The 16,790-nt window shown below is 59.8% G+C and carries 16 protein-coding genes and 1 pseudogene; 2 read left to right on the forward strand and 15 right to left on the reverse strand.

Going from position 1 to position 16,790, the window contains the following annotated elements:
* The first annotated feature begins 27 nt into the window (after positions 1 to 27).
* On the forward strand, positions 28 to 1,293 hold the full coding sequence (locus HX884_RS15115) for an OprD family outer membrane porin (protein WP_178328438.1): 1,266 nt from the start codon (positions 28 to 30) through the stop codon (positions 1,291 to 1,293).
* A gap of 60 nt (positions 1,294 to 1,353) precedes the next feature.
* Here HX884_RS15115 and HX884_RS15120 read toward each other — a convergent pair whose 3' ends face one another.
* The 14 genes and pseudogenes from HX884_RS15120 to HX884_RS15185 form a co-directional block, all read right to left on the reverse strand.
* Positions 1,354 to 2,994, reverse strand: coding sequence for a thiamine pyrophosphate-binding protein (locus HX884_RS15120; RefSeq protein ID WP_178328430.1), 1,641 nt, complete (start codon positions 2,992 to 2,994; stop codon positions 1,354 to 1,356).
* A gap of 13 nt (positions 2,995 to 3,007) precedes the next feature.
* Positions 3,008 to 4,477 (reverse strand): aldehyde dehydrogenase, encoded by a 1,470-nt coding sequence (locus tag HX884_RS15125; RefSeq protein ID WP_178328431.1) that lies wholly within the window; start codon positions 4,475 to 4,477, stop codon positions 3,008 to 3,010.
* A 9-nt stretch (positions 4,478 to 4,486) separates the two neighbouring features.
* On the reverse strand, positions 4,487 to 5,257 hold the full coding sequence (locus HX884_RS15130) for an aspartate dehydrogenase (protein ID WP_023621587.1): 771 nt from the start codon (positions 5,255 to 5,257) through the stop codon (positions 4,487 to 4,489).
* 9 nt (positions 5,258 to 5,266) lie between these two features.
* Entirely contained in the window at positions 5,267 to 6,061 is a 795-nt protein-coding gene (locus HX884_RS15135) for an SDR family oxidoreductase (protein WP_178328432.1), read from the reverse strand.
* The gene (locus HX884_RS15140) at positions 6,045 to 6,815 is read right to left on the reverse strand and encodes an alpha/beta fold hydrolase (RefSeq protein ID WP_013098645.1); all 771 of its coding nucleotides are present in this window, start codon (positions 6,813 to 6,815) and stop codon (positions 6,045 to 6,047) included. The genes HX884_RS15135 and HX884_RS15140 overlap by 17 nt, the downstream gene beginning before the upstream one ends.
* Before the next feature lie 9 nt (positions 6,816 to 6,824).
* A complete protein-coding gene (locus HX884_RS15145; RefSeq protein ID WP_013098646.1) occupies positions 6,825 to 7,355 on the reverse strand; it encodes a cupin domain-containing protein in 531 nt (176 codons plus the stop codon).
* 10 nt (positions 7,356 to 7,365) lie between these two features.
* Positions 7,366 to 8,622: an MFS transporter gene (locus tag HX884_RS15150; RefSeq protein ID WP_014833205.1), complete on the reverse strand. Its 1,257-nt coding sequence runs from the start codon at positions 8,620 to 8,622 to the stop codon at positions 7,366 to 7,368.
* A gap of 25 nt (positions 8,623 to 8,647) precedes the next feature.
* A pseudogene (locus HX884_RS15155) lies at positions 8,648 to 9,835 on the reverse strand (NAD(P)/FAD-dependent oxidoreductase).
* Positions 9,832 to 10,758 (reverse strand): VOC family protein, encoded by a 927-nt coding sequence (locus tag HX884_RS15160; RefSeq protein ID WP_038983556.1) that lies wholly within the window; start codon positions 10,756 to 10,758, stop codon positions 9,832 to 9,834. The pseudogene HX884_RS15155 and the gene HX884_RS15160 overlap by 4 nt, the downstream one beginning before the upstream one ends.
* Positions 10,759 to 10,836: 78 nt before the next feature.
* Positions 10,837 to 11,625: an IclR family transcriptional regulator gene (locus HX884_RS15165; RefSeq protein WP_028028063.1), complete on the reverse strand. Its 789-nt coding sequence runs from the start codon at positions 11,623 to 11,625 to the stop codon at positions 10,837 to 10,839.
* Positions 11,626 to 11,637: 12 nt separating this feature from the next.
* Positions 11,638 to 12,387 (reverse strand): SDR family oxidoreductase, encoded by a 750-nt coding sequence (locus HX884_RS15170; protein WP_013098651.1) that lies wholly within the window; start codon positions 12,385 to 12,387, stop codon positions 11,638 to 11,640.
* A complete protein-coding gene (locus tag HX884_RS15175) occupies positions 12,387 to 13,409 on the reverse strand; it encodes an aromatic ring-hydroxylating dioxygenase subunit alpha (protein ID WP_013098652.1) in 1,023 nt (340 codons plus the stop codon). The genes HX884_RS15170 and HX884_RS15175 overlap by 1 nt, the downstream gene beginning before the upstream one ends.
* A gap of 10 nt (positions 13,410 to 13,419) precedes the next feature.
* Positions 13,420 to 13,728, reverse strand: a complete 309-nt coding sequence (locus HX884_RS15180) for a recombinase-like helix-turn-helix domain-containing protein (protein ID WP_020687064.1) — start codon at positions 13,726 to 13,728, stop codon at positions 13,420 to 13,422.
* On the reverse strand, positions 13,725 to 14,048 hold the full coding sequence (locus HX884_RS15185) for a non-heme iron oxygenase ferredoxin subunit (RefSeq protein ID WP_038983552.1): 324 nt from the start codon (positions 14,046 to 14,048) through the stop codon (positions 13,725 to 13,727). Before HX884_RS15185 ends, HX884_RS15180 begins: the two co-directional genes overlap by 4 nt.
* Before the next feature lie 414 nt (positions 14,049 to 14,462).
* On the opposite strand from HX884_RS15185, the gene HX884_RS15190 reads away from it, so the two are divergent.
* Entirely contained in the window at positions 14,463 to 15,674 is a 1,212-nt protein-coding gene (locus HX884_RS15190) for an MFS transporter (RefSeq protein ID WP_178328433.1), read from the forward strand.
* A gap of 3 nt (positions 15,675 to 15,677) precedes the next feature.
* Here the strand turns inward: HX884_RS15190 and speB are convergent, their stop codons facing one another.
* Positions 15,678 to 16,598 (reverse strand): agmatinase, encoded by a 921-nt coding sequence (speB, locus tag HX884_RS15195; RefSeq protein WP_002434404.1) that lies wholly within the window; start codon positions 16,596 to 16,598, stop codon positions 15,678 to 15,680.
* Positions 16,599 to 16,790 lie beyond the last annotated feature (192 nt).

Below are 16,790 nucleotides of genomic sequence, written 5' to 3' on the forward strand. Positions count from 1 at the left end.
CGCTCCGGATGAATATGATGATCTCATATCAGGAACTTGTTCGCACCTTCCTTAAGCATATTTGTCACATTACCTGCCGTTGCAAGCCAACAATCAGACAGCCAGGGTTTTATTAATGACAGCCATTTAGATCCGTTTTTACGCAATGCGTATATCAGCCGTGATTATCATCAGGGCCAGCAAGATAAAGCAGAATGGGGTCAGGGTATCATCGCCACCTTTGAATCAGGTTATACCGAAGGAGTGGTTGGCTTTGGCGTGGACGGCATTGCGCAGTATGGCGTGCGTCTGGACGGTGGCCGCGGTAAGAGCGGCGCAGATGGCATTGACTTCTTTAAACAGGAAGACGACGGACGCGCAAAATCCGATCTGGCGAAATTTGGCGCGACCGCCAAAATGCGCATCTCGAATACCGTACTCAGCTACGGTAATCAGCGTCCCGAGCTGCCAATCATTAACGCCGACAGCTCCCGCCTGCTGTTTGAAAGCTACACCGGCACCATGCTGACTTCTAAAGAGATCGACGGTCTGGAAATCAACGCCGGTTATTTCACCGACGAGCAGCGTAAAAGTGACGATCGCCACGACAGCGGCCTCAAGGGTTTCTCCTTCGGCGGGGCGAACTACCAGTTCAATGACCAGTTCAGCGGCGCGCTGTACGCCTCCCATAATGAAGAGGTGATGAACAAGCAATATCTGGGCATGAATTTCAAACAGCCGTTCAGCACTGGCCAGCAGCTGGTACTCGATTTTAACGGCTACAACTCGCGTCTGGATCAGGGCTACGCAGACAGCCTCGACACGGGCCGCAGCAACACCATCTGGAGCCTGGCGGCGAGCTACATCTGGGATATCCATACGTTCAAAGTGGCGTACCAGCAGAGCAGCGGAAGCACCGGCTACAACTATGGCGGCTACCGCGACCAGGGCGGTGTTGGTGACGGCGGCAACACCATCTGGCTGGCGAACTCCTACTGGTCTGATTTTAATGGTGAAGACGAACGTTCATGGCAGGCGTCTTACGGGCTGGACTTTGGCGGTCTCGGTTTGCCGGGTCTGAGCTGGACCACCGCCTACGTGCGTGGCGACAACATTAAAACCGCTGAAACCAGTAACGGCAAAGAGCATGAATGGTTTAACCAGATCCAGTATCAGGTGCAGGACGGCCCGGCGAAAGATCTGAAGCTGAAACTGCGTTATTCCGTACTGCGCGTCTCCAGCAACGCCAGCGATTACAACGTGGGCGGGGATGAGATCCGCGCTTACGTGGAATACCCGTTTAACGTGTTCTGAGTTTGTCCCCTCACCCTACCCCTCTCCCAAAGGGAGAGGGCCGGGGTGAGGGAAAAACAGCTAGTAAAGCGTCTTCTGCGGCGGCCCGGCAAACTTCAGCGCGCCAATTTGTCCCATCCGCACTTCCACTACCGACGGTCCCGGCATCGCCAGCGCTTCCGTCATCACCGCATCAAAATCCTCTGCCCGCTCAACGCTCCATGCCTGCAGGCCAATCGCCTGTGCCAACAGGGTAAAGTCCGGCGTATGCAGCTCGTTATAGTACTGACGGCCACCGAAATATTTGTCCTGTATACCGCGCATCACGCCGTAGCCGCCGTCATTCATGATAAGCAACGTCACGTTGGCCTTCTCCTGCGCCAGTGTCGCCAGTTCGCCCAGATTCAGGCTCAGACCGCCGTCCCCCACCAACCCCACCACTTTGCGCTGTGGGTTGGCAATCGCGGTGCCAATCGCCATCGGCAGGCCCATGCCAATTGCCCCGGCCAGAGAGTGAATATTCATCAGCGGCCCCCTGGCGCGGAACAGTCGGCTGCCCCACAGGCTGCCGGAAACGGTAATATCGCGCACCAGCAGACCATCTTCAGGTAGCGCTTTCTCTATGGCATCGTTGAGTTGCGCATAGACGCCGCACTGTTCACGCAGCCCATGTTCTGCCTGTGTCACCGCCTCCTTAACCAGACCATCCCACTGAGCATTCCCCCATTCACGCCCCTGTGCTTTTTCAGCCAGCGCGCTCAGCAACGCTGAGCAGTCGGCTACCAGCGTGTTATCCATCAGATAGTTACGGCTTGCCGCCGCCGGGTCGATATCGATCTGTACGCGCGGAGAAGGCAGTTCGAGCGTCCATGAACGGGTCTCATTGCTGCGCAGACGTGAACCGGCGATCAGCGTAAAGTCACACTGCGCGATCAGCGCTTCAACCGATGGCGAATTGTGGAATGCCCGCAGGCTGGCGCGATGGCTGTCCGGCAGCACGCCGCGCGCGTGAGTACTGGAGATCACGGTGATACCTGCATCCGCCAGCTTTTTCACCGCGTCCGCGCAGCCCAGCGCACCGCCGCCCAGCCACAGCAGCGGCTGTTTCGCCTGCTTCAGTTGCGCCCAAAGCGCATTAACACTCCCGGCATCTACCGGCGAAACCGACGCCGGTTTCACCGATGCGGTCACCAGCGACAGCGGAATTTTCGCCCCCTGAATATCAATCGGGATCTCCACGGAGACCGGCCCGCACGGCGGCGTCTGCGCCTCCTGAATCGCTTTATGCAAAATCGCTATCGCCTGACTGGCATTGCTGATGCGATACGCCCGTTTTGAGCTGGCCTTCAGGAAAGTCAGCTGGTCGCGGGTTTCATGGATAAACCCGGTGTCGGCATCCAGCCAGGCTTTTTCTACCTGCCCGGTCAGGTGCAGCAGCGGCGTGCAGGCGTTCATCGCCTCCACCAGCGCGCCTACGGCGTTACCCGCGCCCGCGCCGGTGCTGGTCAGCGCCACGCCAAGGCCGGAAAAACGTCCGTGGGCATCAGCCATGGTGACAGACCCCGCTTCGCCGCGTGCCGGTACAAAGCGGATGTTGCCGCGCTGCCCTACTGCATCCGCGATGGGCAGGTTGTGAATAGAGATGACGCCGTAGATGGCCTCAACCTGATACTGCTCCAGCGTTCTGGCGATGGCGTCGCCGACGGTTATCATTTCGCTCATTGCTCACCCTTTCTCAGTCGCACCAGTGGTTGACGCTGTTACCCGTCGCCAGATAAATGCTCTTTTGCTGCATCCAGGCTTTCAGCCCCTGAATGCCCTTCTCGCGGCCCAGACCGCTCTCTTTAAAGCCCCCGAACGGGGTCGAAATCGCAAACACTTTGTAGGTGTTGATCCACACCGTGCCGGCCTCAAGCTGCTCACTTAAGCGCAGTGCGCGCCCGGTATCGCGTGTCCAGATCCCGGCGGCCAGGCCGTAAACCGAGTCGTTGGCCTCGCGGATAAGCGAGGTTTCATCGCGAAACGGCATCGCCACCAGCACCGGGCCAAAGATCTCCTCCTGGCAGACACGGGCGCTGTTGCTCAGCCCTTCGATAATCGTTGGCAGGAAGAAGCTGCCGCTTGCCAGCGTGGGATCGGCCGGGATCTCTCCACCGCACAGCACGCGGCCCCCTTCACGCTTTGCCAGCTCAACGTACGCCTGTACGCTCTGACGATGTTTTTCATTGATCAGCGGCCCAACGTGGACACCGTCGGTAAACGGATGTCCGACGCGCAGACCGCGGGTTAACTCCAGCAGCCGCGCCATCAGCGGGGCGTAAAGGCTCTCGTGGATAAACAGCCGTGAACCGGCGATGCACGCCTGCCCCGCCGAGCTGAAAATGCCGTAGCAGATCCCGCGCGCGGCCTGCTCGATATCCGCATCCTCCAGCACGATAGTCGGCGATTTTCCGCCCAACTCCAGCGATGCCGGGATCAGTTTTTCCGCCGCCACGTGGGCCAGGTGACGGCCCGTGGTGGTACCGCCGGTAAAGGAAATTTTGCGTACCTTAGGGTGGCGTGCCAGCGCGTCGCCAATCACCGAGCCTTTGCCCGGTAGCACGCTCAGCAGCCCGGCGGGCAGCCCGGCCTGTTCAAATATCCGCGCCAGCTCCAGCGCCATCAGCGGCGTGGCTTCGGCGGGCTTGAGGATCACCGCGTTACCCGCGGCAATGGCCGGAGCGACCTTCTGCATCTCGCTGGCAATCGGCGAGTTCCACGGCGTGATGGCCGCCACCACGCCGAGCGGCTCATAGCGGCTCAGGGTCAGTAAATCCGGCTGGCGCGGCGTCGGAAGTTCCCCTTCCAGCAGCTCGCAGGCGGCGGCAAAGTAGCGCGCCGTTCCCGCCGCGCTTATTACCAGCCCGCGGGCCTCCGCCAGCGGCTTGCCGTTATCGCGGCTCTGCATCTGCGCCAGCTCGTCGACGCGGGATTCAATGAGATCTGCCACCTTGTGCAGGATCCTCGCCCGTGTATGCGGCAGGCTGTGGCGCCAGGCGGGATCGCGCCACGCGCGCTCGCCGGCCTCGATCGCGTCATGCAGATCGTCGGGACTGGCCGCATTCAACGTCGCGTTGATCGACCCGTCTGCCGGGAAATAGCTCTGCATCGGGTTGCCGCCACCGTGTCGCCACTGGCCGCCGATAAATATCTTCAGATCGTCCATCGTCACTCCTCAGCTCATGGCCAGCTCGCGGCAGGCGCGTACCGCGCTGAGTGCCGCCAGGGTGGAGGTTTTCGGGTTAGAGGCAAGCGGCAGGCCGCTTAGCTCCAGATGGAATTCACCAAACGCGCCTTCAACGTGCAGCGTGTGGGTGTTACGTTTCGTTGACGGGTCGACCATCAGCTGTACGCGCGTGTCGTCCATTCCCACGCCGCCGAGTGCCACGGTGGCCGCCACGTTGGCGTTGGCCGGAAACAGTCGTGCCGCCTCGCGGGCGCTGCCTTCAAAAAAGACCTGCGCAGCAGTTACCGAATTAAGATCGATAAGCTGCTCGGCATAGCTGCCGCGCCAGCTGGCCGGGCTTTTACGCGACTGGTAGGTCACGCGCGCCAGCCCGCCCTCTTTTGCCGCCGCCAGCCCGTCGATACCGGCTACCGCCCCGGAGAGCAACGTCAGTCTGCCGCCGGCGTTGAGCAGGCGCTGTTCGAGCGCGCTGTCCGCCAGTGCACCGGTCGAAATAACCGCCAGATGCCAGCCGCGACGTAAAATGTCCTCACCGTACTGCGCTACCGCCTGCTGGCTGGCGCACTCCAGCACCAGGTCGGGCGTTTGCGCGCATTCCAGCGGTGAGGTCAATGCCACTACCGCATCACCAAGCTGCGCGTGAATCGCCGCATGATGGGCCTCGCGCGCCACAATCCAGCCGATAGCCACGCCAGCGGGCAGGCGCTCAATCACCGCCTGCGCCATGGCGCCAAAACCAATCAACATAATCTTTTTCATGATGTGTCCTTACAGATGGCGGCAAAAGCCGCCGGAAACGTCCAGTGCCGCACCGGTGGTAAACGAAGCCAGCGGCGAGGCGAGGAACAGCAGCGCCTGCGCGGGTTCCTGCGGCTTGCCGAGACGCGCCATCGGAATACCGCGTTTGCGGGCGATCTCCGCCGTCCACTCCGGCCAGCTCTGGCTTTTGTCTGTCCGGTTTTCAAAGCGACGCTGCCACTGCCCGGACTCCACCATGCCAAGCAATATCGAATTCACGCGGATGCCTTTGCCCACCAGCTCTTTTGAGAGCGTCAGCGTCATATTCAACAGCGCAGCGCGGGCGGCTGAGGTGGCAATCATGTGCTCCTCCGGCTGCAGCGCCAGCAGGGAGTTCACGCAGGTGATGGAAGCGATGTTGGACTGCTCCAGCAAAGGCTGAAACGCCTGCACCGGGTTGATCACGCCAAACAGTTTGAGTTCAGCTTCATGCAGCCACGCCTCGCGCGGGGTGTCATGAAAGTGCGCCACGTATCCTTGCCCGGCGTTGTTGATCAGCATGTCCACGGCACCAAAGCGCACCTGAACGGCATCCGCGAAGGCCTGCATCTCGTCAGCGTTCAGCACGTCGCAGCGATAAGAGAAAACCTCCCCGTCGGGGTATTCGTTATGCAGCGCGGCATGGGCGCTGGCGAGGCGATCCGGATCGCGGCCACAGAAGGCCACTTTTGCCCCCTCGCCCAGCAGCAGGCGTAGCGTTTCAAAGCCAATACCAGAAGAACCGCCGGTGACGACCGCTACGCGTCCGTCAATTTGTGCATTCATCGCGCACCTCTTCGTTAATACGTAAAAGCTGTTGGTTAAAAAACGCGTCGTTATCGAGATAGCTGGCATGTCCCGCCTGGGCAATAGCGATAAACGGCATGCCGTAGCGCAGCGCCAGCCCCTGCACCAGCTCGGGTTGCGTGATCGCATCCTGCTCGCCGCACCACACTTCAAAGTTGCCTGAATAGCGCTTCAGCCAGCCATGAATATCGTCGTGCGCCAGCATCCACGCGGCGGCGAGGTAGCCCTCGGGGCGAAGCCTGCGCATGCCCGCTGCCACGGTGGCGATATCCGCTTCACGCGCGCCGGGACGCAGCAGTTTTGCGGCGCGGGTCTGCGCGAGGATTTCGCCGCCGAGTGCCATCTGCTGCTCGCGACTGCGCCAGACCTGCTCGCGCTGCTCCGGCGCGGCCTGGCCGTAACCTTGCGCGGCGTCCGCCAGCACCAGATGCAGCACACGATCCGGATATTTCGCCGCAAAGGCGCTGGCAACCAGTGCCCCGAGTGAATGGCCCACCAGCACCGCCTGCCACACGCCAGCCCGGTCAAGCATCGCCGCCAGCGCATCGGCGTAATCCCCCGCGTTCGCCCGTTCCGCGGCCAGCATCGGGCTTTCGCCATAACCGGGCATGTCCCACGCCAGCACGCGAAAACCGTTCAGCGCCATCTGCTTGTGCCAGGAGGCTGCGCCAGAGCTGATCCCGTGCAGCAGCATCAGCGGAATGCCGCTTCCCTGTTCACGAAAACCCGTCATCATGCCCCCTTAGTTCCGCTTCACTTTCGAGAGCGGATGGTCCGCCGGGTAGGTCGGAATTTCCGGCTTGTTGGTGCCCAGCATGACGCACATCAGCGCCTCTTCTTCGCCGTGGTTAAACAGCCCACGATAGATCCCCGGCGGCACGGAGATCAGGTCACGCTCGCGCAGCACGGTTTCGGTGTAGTTATCGCCGTCCTGGATCATCAGCGTGATCTGCCCTTTGAGCATGAAGAACACCTCTTCCACATCGTCGTGCAGGTGCAGCGGCCCTTCGCACTTCGACGGCAGTACCATGGTGGAAAAGGTAAAATGCTCCGCCTGTACGGTGTTGGTGTCGCTCGCCACGCCGGTAGCGCCGGTGCCGATATAGCGCATCTGCGCGCGGCGGTATTTCGGGTCAAAATCGGCCTGGAACTTCAGCGCGTTCCAGTCGTATTTACGGCCCTCAAAGCGCGCAATACGGGACTCGACCCACTCTTCCATCGTCAGGTGGTCAGGTTTGATGCCAGATGGGTTGGTTACGGTTGAATCAGTCATGACACTCTCCTCAGTAACGTCTCAGCAGCGGCAGTAACAGGACGCAGCCCACCGCCGCCATCACCGCCAGAAAAATCAGCCCGGAATCCATGCTGTGGGTGAAGGCGATAAGCGCGCCCATCACCGCTGGCGACAGCGCGCCCGCAAAGTTTCCCAGCCCGTTGAAAATGCCGCCCGCCGTGGCGCTCACCCTTGGATGGGTGGCCTTTGCCAGCAGGGCGAAAATGTTGGGTGCCCCGGTGCCCCACATGAATGTGCTGAAGCTCATCGCCGCAATGATGGTCAGCGGGGTATCGAGGTGCATTACGGCCGTGAGCCCGACAGCGGCCCCCGCCATGGAGATAAAGCAGGCCGCCGCGCGCTTATCGACCCGGTCAGAGAGCCATGCGCCAATCACTTCCCCCGCCAGCATGGCGATGAATGGCATCGACGACAGCCAGCCCGCATGTTCCAGGTGAATGCCCTTCCCCTTGATCAGGTAGCCCGGCAGCCAGCCGTTAATGCCCCACAGGTAGGTCAGGAAAGCGATGTTAAAGATGCAGATGATCCAGAAGTGCGGGCTGACAAACAGCTCGCGCCGTGCGGCACGCCGTTCGTCCCGGGAGGTCTGTGACGTACCGCTTTTCGCCTCCAGACGGATCCCGCGCAGACCGACGCGCACGAAGATCAGCACCGGTACGGTCAGCATCGCCATCACGAAGAAGGTGCTCTGCCAGCCGAAGGTGTTCAGCAGCCAGAGTGAGAGCGGGAAGCCAATCGCCGCCCCTACCGGCGTGCCCAGCAGCCAGAGCATGGTGGCGCGCGCCTGCAGATGCTGTGGGAAGTTGTGGCGCACAATGGCGAAGGCCAGCGGGAACAGCGGCCCCTCCGCCACGCCCAGCAGAATGCGCAGCACGATCATCAGCGTGTAGTTATGGGTAAAGCCCATCGCCACCATCAGCACGCACCACACCACCATCATCCCGGTGAGCAGGCGCAGCGGGGCGATTTTGTCCCCCAGCCCACTGAGAAAGACCGATGAAAAGCCATAGCTCAACAGGAAGGCGCTCATCAGAATGCCGAGGCGCGTGGTGTCAAAATCGATCCCCATCGCCTGCTGGAAATGGCCGTCAGAAAACAGCGCGGCAATGCTGATTTTGTCGAAAAACGCCAGCAGCACGCAGGCCAGCAGCGACAGCGGGATGGCCCAGCGCACCGCTTTTTCAGGCGTGCGGGTCCCCTCACCGCTCGCCTCAACGGGCGCGGTGTTGGTCTCTAATGTGGTCATGTCTCCCCCTACGGGTGCGGGTTAGCTATCGCAATGACATCAGTGAAAAAGTCGGGTCGGCGAGCGGCACATCTGATAAATCCCGCCCGGCCGCCATCCAGCGCTTCGCCAGCTTGACGGTGCGCGCATCGTTGAACGCCACCAGCTGCGTCAGGCGCCCGTTTTCGTCCAGCGAGAAGTACAGCGCGTCTTCACGCACTATGGTGCGGCTGCCCGGCTGCGGAATGCCGAGGATCTGAATGTTGTGCTGGTATTGATCCGACCATAGCCACGGCGCGTCGTCATAGCCTGCCGCATCGGGGTTAAGCATCGCTTTTGCCGCCGCCACCGCCTGATTCTGGGCGAAGGCCCAGGACTGAATACACAGGCCGTAATGATGATGCTGTGCCACATCCCCGGCAGCGAAGATGGACGGATCCGACGTGCGGCCCTGCGCATCCACCACGATCCCGCGTTCGGTTTGCAGCCCCGCGTCGCGCGCCAGTTCCAGATTGAGATCGACGCCGATCCCTACCACCACCGCATCAAAGGTTTCACGTTTGCCATCACAGTGAATGACCGGCAGACCGTTATCGTCCTCCAGCTCCAGCGCGCCGCAGCCGGTTCGGATCTCCACGTCCTGCTCACGGTGAATGGTCTCTAAGCGCTGCGATACCTCGCCGCTCACCGAGCGCATGCACAGCGCAGGCTGCTGCTCGAACAGGGTGACAGCGACGCCGCTTTTGCGCGCAGAAGCGGCAATCTCCAGGCCTATCCAGCCGCCGCCCACAATCGCCAGCTTTTGACTTTCCACAAGCCGACGTTTCAGGCGCTGTGCGTCCTGTCAGTGGCGCAGGGTGTAGACCTGCGGATGCACAGCCCATGCCTCGCCCGGCAGGCGCGCGCGCCCTCCGGTGGCAATTAAAAGTATGTTGTAACTAAGATGTTCGCCGTTGCTCAAACGCACCGTTTTTGCGTTGCGGTCAATCTGCTCCGCGCGCAGCGGACGGTACCAGGTCAGATTCAGCGCCTGCTGAGCCTCTTCAGTAAAGAGTCGCGGAAGCGTCGCGTCCGTCTCCAGCAGAGCCGCCTTCGACAGCGGCGGACGTTCATAGAAATCCCACGCCTCTTCCGCCACCACGCAGATCTCACCGTCAAAGCCTTCGTCACGCAGGGTTTTCGCCGCCCAGCCTCCCGCCTGACCGCCACCAATAATGACAATGCGCGACGTCATACCGCCTCCGGTTTTTTCTGCTGGCGGCGCGTGTCGTGATCGATCCCGCCTTCCACCGCCCACTCGGTAAAGGAGACCAGCGAATGCTCCAGCTCGCGCGGCTGCCAGTTTTCCGTCAGGTAGTCGTCATTGGTGTAATACTCGAACGCCCCGCCGGTCGGGCTGTTGACGTACCAGAAGTAGGCTGACGACACCGGATGGCGGCCGGGTCCGATAAACGTGCTCCAGGCGTTTTTGTTCATCGCAATCCCGCCGCCGATCACTTCGTGAATATCGCGCACGGTAAAGGCCACGTGGTTCAGGCCGCGCTTGCGGTTCGGCAGCTGCAGCAGGAACAGGTTGTGATGACCCCCGCGCACGCCGCAGCGCAGAAACACGGCGCGGTTGATGTAGCGGTCAGAGACCTGGAAGCCGAGCACCTCGCGGTAAAATGTCTCCACCGCCGCGAGCTCCTCCACGAAGAACACCACGTGCCCCACGTTAATGGGCTGGGCGCGATCGTAAACCGGGCTGGGGGTGTCGATACGGCGAGCGTCGCCCCACTGGTTGATCGGCTCAACATTCAGTTCCACGTCGCTCTGCTGGCTGACCTGCACACGCAGCGTCATGCCGTTCGGGTCAAGACACTCCAGGGCATCACCCACTTCGCGAAAGCCGGGCTGCTGCGCAAGCTTCGGGCGCAGCGCATCCAGATCTGACTGTGCGGCAACCGCCCATGTCATGCGGCGCAGGGTGTTGCCCGCTTCAAACGCCGGGGGCAGGTCGGGGCTGTCGATCGGGTTAAGTTCCACGCGCGCGCCGCTCAGGGTGGTAAAACGCTGGCCGCTGGCATCGCCCGTCAGGCCAAAATCACGCATAAATTTGGCGCAGTGCGTCAGGTCTTCAACGCCAAATTCCAGCTTTTCAATTCCGGTTACACTCATCGTTCGTTGCCTCATCTGGCCCAAATTGGGCGTAAAACATGCCCGACGCAGCAAAGCGCCTGACGTTAACTCACTGATTTAACTGGCCTGTGATAAATACCCTAAGAAGCCAGAAATTTTGTCCGCCGCCAGACGAACCTCGTTTTGCAGTCGCTCGCGGTCGGCTTGTGGGATCTCTTCCGACGGCACCAGAATGCTCACTACCGCCGCCACGCGATGGCTTCGGTCAAACACCGGATAAACGATGGAGGAGATACCGTGGCGAAAGAAGGATTCACCGATCACGTATCCGCGGGCTTTGTCCTGCTGCACCATCTGCCACAGGGCTTCACGGTCGTGAAGCTGACCCGGTGTGTTGCCCGGCAGGCGCTCCTGCGGGAACAGCTGTTCGAAATCGGCGCGGGAAATATCGGTCAACAGCATGCGGCCAAGCGAGGTGCAGTGCACCGGCAAACGGGTACCAATGCTGACCTGGTTGATGCGTGACCCGGCGGCGCTGACGCGGGCGATGTAGATGATGTCGCGCCCGTCGCGGATCGCCAGATGGCTGCTGCACTGGCTTACGTCGCGCAGCTGTTCAATCACCGGCTGACCCACCTGCGCCACATCCAGCGAGGCGATGTACTCAAAACCCAGACGCAGCACGTTCATGCCGAGCGAGAAGGTATTGGTACGGGTGTTGCGCTCCAGAAAGCCCATATACTCCAGGGTCTGCACCACGCGGTAGGCGGTGGCCTTCGGCATATCCACCAGCCGGTGCAGCTCGGCAAAGGTCAGTTCGCGATGCTGCTCGCCAAAGGCTAACAGCAGCTGCAGGCCACGCTCCAGCCCCGGTACCAGATACTTCACTTCCTGATCGTTTGCCATCATCGCCCTACCTTAGTTAAAGACAAAACCGCCGTTGACCGGGATCAGCTGCCCGGTGATAAACCGCGACAGATCGCTTAACAGCCAGACCACGCTGCCGGTGACATCTTCCGGCTGCTGTGCCCCTGTTAACGCCCGGCCGTTTTCGTAGAGTTGGTGTCGTTCGGCGGGAACATATTCCGTTGCCTCGACGCGGGTCAGCCCCGGCGCGATGGCGTTGATTCGAATACGCTTTTCACCAAGCTCGCGCGCCATTGAGCGGGTCATGGCAATCACGGCCCCTTTGCTGGCCACGTAGGCCATCAGGCGCGGCGCACCCCAAAGTGCTGTGTCGGACGCCACGTTCACGATCCCTGCGCCATCGCGCAGCAGCGGCACGGCGGCGCGCGTCACCAGCCAGGTGCCTTTGACGTTGACGCGCATTACCCGGTCCCACAGATCCGGGTCGTAATCGAGCATGTTTTTGCCGCCCACGCCGGTCGCCATCGCCGCGTTATTTACCAGTCCGTCAATCTGCCCCTGCTCGCCAATCGCATTGAACACCTGCTCAATGGAAGCCGGATCGGCGAGATCGATAACGTGCGATTCGATCGTAAAACCCTGTGCCCGCAGAGCGTGTGCGCTTTCGGCCAGCTCGCCTTCAAGAATGTCGCACATCACCACCGCGGCACCCTGCTCCGCGCAGGCGCTGGCGAAGTGATAGCCCAGCCCGCGCGCGGCGCCGGTCACCACAATGCGTTTTCCGCTCAGCAGCGCATTCATCAGGCCGCTCCCTGCTGCGCTTCACGCATCGCCAGTTGCTCTTTAGCGGCCTTTTGCATCATGCGGCGCAGGCGCGAGAGGCCGACATCGTGCTGGTACAGGTATTCGTGGTCGCGGGCGTTTGGCGCCAGGCTTTCCAGCACCACGCGGTCCTGCTCCAGCACCTCCCAGTGCAGCTTTTCCAGGCGGTTGCGGTACATGAAGCGCCACATATCGCGCTGCCAGCCCTGTACGCGGCGGATACGCCAGAAGAAGACGCGGCAGTTGTCGTTATCTTCCGGCACCACCATGCCAACGATGAAGAAGTGGCCACCCGGTCCGAAACGCTTCTTATAGGGAATGGAGAGTCGCATCCAGCAGGTGCCGCTATTGCCCAGCTCCACCCAGTCGAAGTTAACGCCGCTCTGCCCTTTTTTCTCGAAGATAAAGCCGGTCTTCGTCGGCTGCAGGACCATGTCGGCCTTGCGATCCCCTTCCGCCATCGAGTGCGAGGAGGAGTGGAGATACGTACCGTGCATCGGATCCATCACGTTTTCCAGCGCGTACTGGTAGTTACATTTCCAGGCTGCGGTGCAGAGGAAGTTGCTGAAATGTTCCGTGTCGGCGAGTTCATCCGGGAAGGTCAGCTCGTCCGGCTGCTGATCGGCGGTGACGCCAAACCACAGGAAGATGGCACCGTGCGCCTCCTGCACCTGATAGCTGCGCACGCACTGCTGGCCGACCAGCGGACATTTGTCCACGGCGGGCACGTCTTTCACTTCACCGTTTCCCGCCACTTCCACGCCGTGATACCAGCAGGCGATGCGGTCGCCGAGGTTCCAGCCCATCGACAGACGCGCGCCGCGGTGCGGACAGCGGTCTTCCAGCGCCTGCACCTGACCATCTTTATTGCGCCAGACCACAATCTGTTCGCCCAGACGAGTAATGCCCACGGGCGCAGACTGCACTTCCCAGCTCGCCAGCACCGGATACCAGAGGCCACGCAGACCTTTATCGAGATAGTTTTGTACGGTAGTTGTCATCGCGTCGTCCTCAGTAGCCGTTAACCTGTAAGAATGCCTGGAAGCTGGCGTCGCTCCACGGCTCGCCCTGCTGGTCATGCATGCGCACCGCGTTCAGCCCGTTGACCAGCTCCGGCAAGGTTTCAACGCCCTGCTCAAAGAGATCTTCCAGCGTGGCGATAAGGCTCATTTCCCAGTTTTCCGGCACCCGGCTGCGGGTCTGCCAGATCAGGTTCTGATACTCACCCGGTTTATGAATGGCGCCGTTCCCGCCCTCTGCCGGGGGCGTAAACTGGCGGCTTTCGGGCAGCGCCGGGTTGAAGTTCAGGATGTCGCTCATGCCACGGTCTCCTCGACAAAAGTAATCTGGATTTGGTTTTCAAATACCCGAACCGGGTAGCGGTTGAGGTTTCGGCCTCCGGGGCCTTGCAGGCACTGGCCGGTTTTGACGTCGAACACCGCCTCGTGCAGCGGGCATTCCACTTTGCCGTCCTCGACAAAGCCCTGACTCAGCAGCGCATAGGCGTGCGGGCATACGTCTTCCAGCGCGTAATATTCGCCGTCGATTAAATAAACGCCGATCTCTTTACCTTCAACGTTGCCGCTAAAAGGGAAATCTTCCTGTACTTGTTCTGCGTCACATACGCCTATCCAGCTCATCACGATCCTCCAGGCTTTTGTTTCATATATGAAACTCTGTTTCTTATTTAATACGGTCAATATAAAAGCGATGAATGTTTCGTCAAGCGTCAATGTGACGAATTTGTTAATCAATCGACAATTAATAAGCTAAGTGTGCAAGGGATCACGAAAAAATGCAGCGATATGAAATTTTCATTATTAAGGCGTGAATGAATACGTTTTAGTGATGAACTCAAAGCGCAAATAAAAAATATTGACTTCTTTTCTTTTTCTTCCTTAAAAATAAACAACTGAAAAAGCACCGTGTTTCACCCATGAAATACATTTAAAAACACATCTTTAAAAACAATAAGTTTCACTGGTGAACCATTTTACATCCGTGACAATCACATTGATAAAAATATAAATGCGAGAACGCATAAGGCGGGCAATATGACGGCAAGATGGCAAGGCACAATTGCACTGTTATTTCTCATTATTATTTCCTACATTGACCGGGTAAATATCTCGGTGATGATTTTAAACCCGGAATTTGCCGAACATTTTCAGTTAAATGAAAACAGAATGTTACAAGGAATGTTAATGACCTGTTTTCTTCTGGGTTATGGATTATCGGCTTTATTATTAACACCGGTTATCGAAAGCAAACTGCATTATCGACATGGATTATTAAGCAGCATTGCGATTTGGGCTCTGGTCTGCGCCATTTCTCCCTTACTTGGATCGCTAATGGGAATGCTCATCGCCCGTGTGATTCTGGGGATCGCTGAGGGACCGCTCTTTTCACTGAAAACCCGCTTTATCAGCGATAACTTTCGTGCGGAAGAGGTTGGCAAACCCAACGCCGTGACCGCACTGGGCGTCTCACTCGGTCTGGCCGTGGGCTTTCCGCTGGTGACCTGGCTGATGGCCCATCTGGGCTGGGCCGGATCGTTTTATGCGCTGGCGGCAATCAACCTCGTGCTCGGTGGCGGCCTGATCTGGCGTTTCCTGCCGGCACCGCGCGGTACAGTAAAAATGCACAAACGGGGGCTCGCAGAGACAGTGATGCTTGCGTGGCAAACCCCGCTGTTGGGCTGGATCCTGCTGGTTGAAATCGCCACGCTGAGCTATCTCTGGGGGAGCAGCGCCTGGCTCCCGGCGTGGCTACGCGACGAACATCACTTCTCGCTGCACGCCACGGGCATGCTCGCGGCCATCCCCTTCCTGTTGAGCCTGGGCTCAAAATTCCTTGGCGGGGTACTGCTCGATAAAATGCGACCGGAACAGGCACCGCTGCTGTTTGTCGCGGGCGGGGCGCTGACGGCGTTATCCGTGATCGCGCTGATGCTCAGCCATCAGCCTGCCTGGCTGGCGCTGTTTATGCTGTCGGCTAACGTCTTCTGGGGACTTCAGGGCGCGGCCATTCCGGCGGTGATCCAACATCACGCCGCGCGGGAGACGGTGGGGAGCGCGTACGGCATCATTAATGGGATCGGCAATCTCTGCGCCGCCTTTATTCCGCTGCTGATGGGGATGGTGATGAGATCGGTGGGGTCGGTCAGCTCTGGCTTTTCCGTGCTGGTGGTGTCGCAGATTATCACCCTGCTGGCGGGGGGAATGTTGCTGCTGCGCATGCGTCGCGCAGCAGCAATCAGCGCGTAAGGATTATTCGCCTTTTTTCGCAGCCTGGATATAGAGCATTTCCAGTGCCAGGGTCGCCGCGGCCAGCGCGGTGATCTCGGACTGGTCATAGGCAGGCGCCACTTCCACCACATCCATCCCGACAATGTTCAGATCCTTCAGGCCGCGCACCAGTTTGATGGCGCGGTCTGAGGTCAGCCCGCCGATCACCGGCGTACCGGTGCCCGGCGCAAACGCCGGATCCAGACAGTCGATGTCGAAGGTCAGGTACACCGGCATATCACCGACGATCTGCTTAACCTGCGCGATGATGTCATCCACGCCGCGATCGTTCACCTGACAGGCGTCCAGCACGGTGAAGCCGTTGTCTTTGTCAAACTCGGTACGGATACCGATCTGCACGGAGTGGTTAGGATCGATCAGACCTTCATTCGGCGCGGTGTAGAACATGGTGCCGTGGTCGAATTCGCAGCCGTTCGCGTAGGTGTCGGTATGCGCATCGAAGTGCACCAGCGCCATTTTACCGAAGTGCTTCGCGTGGGCGCGCAGCAGCGGCAGGGTCACGAAGTGGTCGCCACCGAAGGAGAGCATGCGTTTACCGGCAGCCAGCAGTTTCTCGGCGTGGGCCTGCAGCTTTTCGCTCATTTCACGCGCGTCACCGAAGGCGTACACCAGGTCACCGCAGTCCACCACGTTCAGGCGTTCGCGCATGTCGAAGTTCCACGGGAAGCGGTTATGCTCCCAGGCCAGGTTGGTGGAAACCTGACGGATCGCCGCCGGGCCGTGACGACCGCCCGCACGGCCTGATGTGGCCATATCAAACGGCACGCCGGTGATCACCCAGTCAGCATCGCTGTCGTACGGCTGGAAGTTCATCGGAAGGCGTAAAAAACCAAACGCGTTAGATACCAGAGAGTTGTCGTACTGATGACCTAAAGTGCTCATGTCCTGACCTCTTTTAAAGTCGATGCGTTAAAAACAGATGAAAAAAAATCCCCTCCGCGTCGTTAAACCCGACGAGGAAGGGATTGATTCGTAAATCGCTTATTGGGGCGAATTATCGCCGTTAATTCATACGGGTTCAAGTGAGTATAGGGCATTGTGCGGCCTTTGCCCCTCACCCCGGCCCTCTCCCAC

The organism is Enterobacter sp. SECR19-1250 (genome assembly GCF_013391025.1).
Classification (GTDB): domain Bacteria; phylum Pseudomonadota; class Gammaproteobacteria; order Enterobacterales; family Enterobacteriaceae; genus Enterobacter; species Enterobacter cloacae.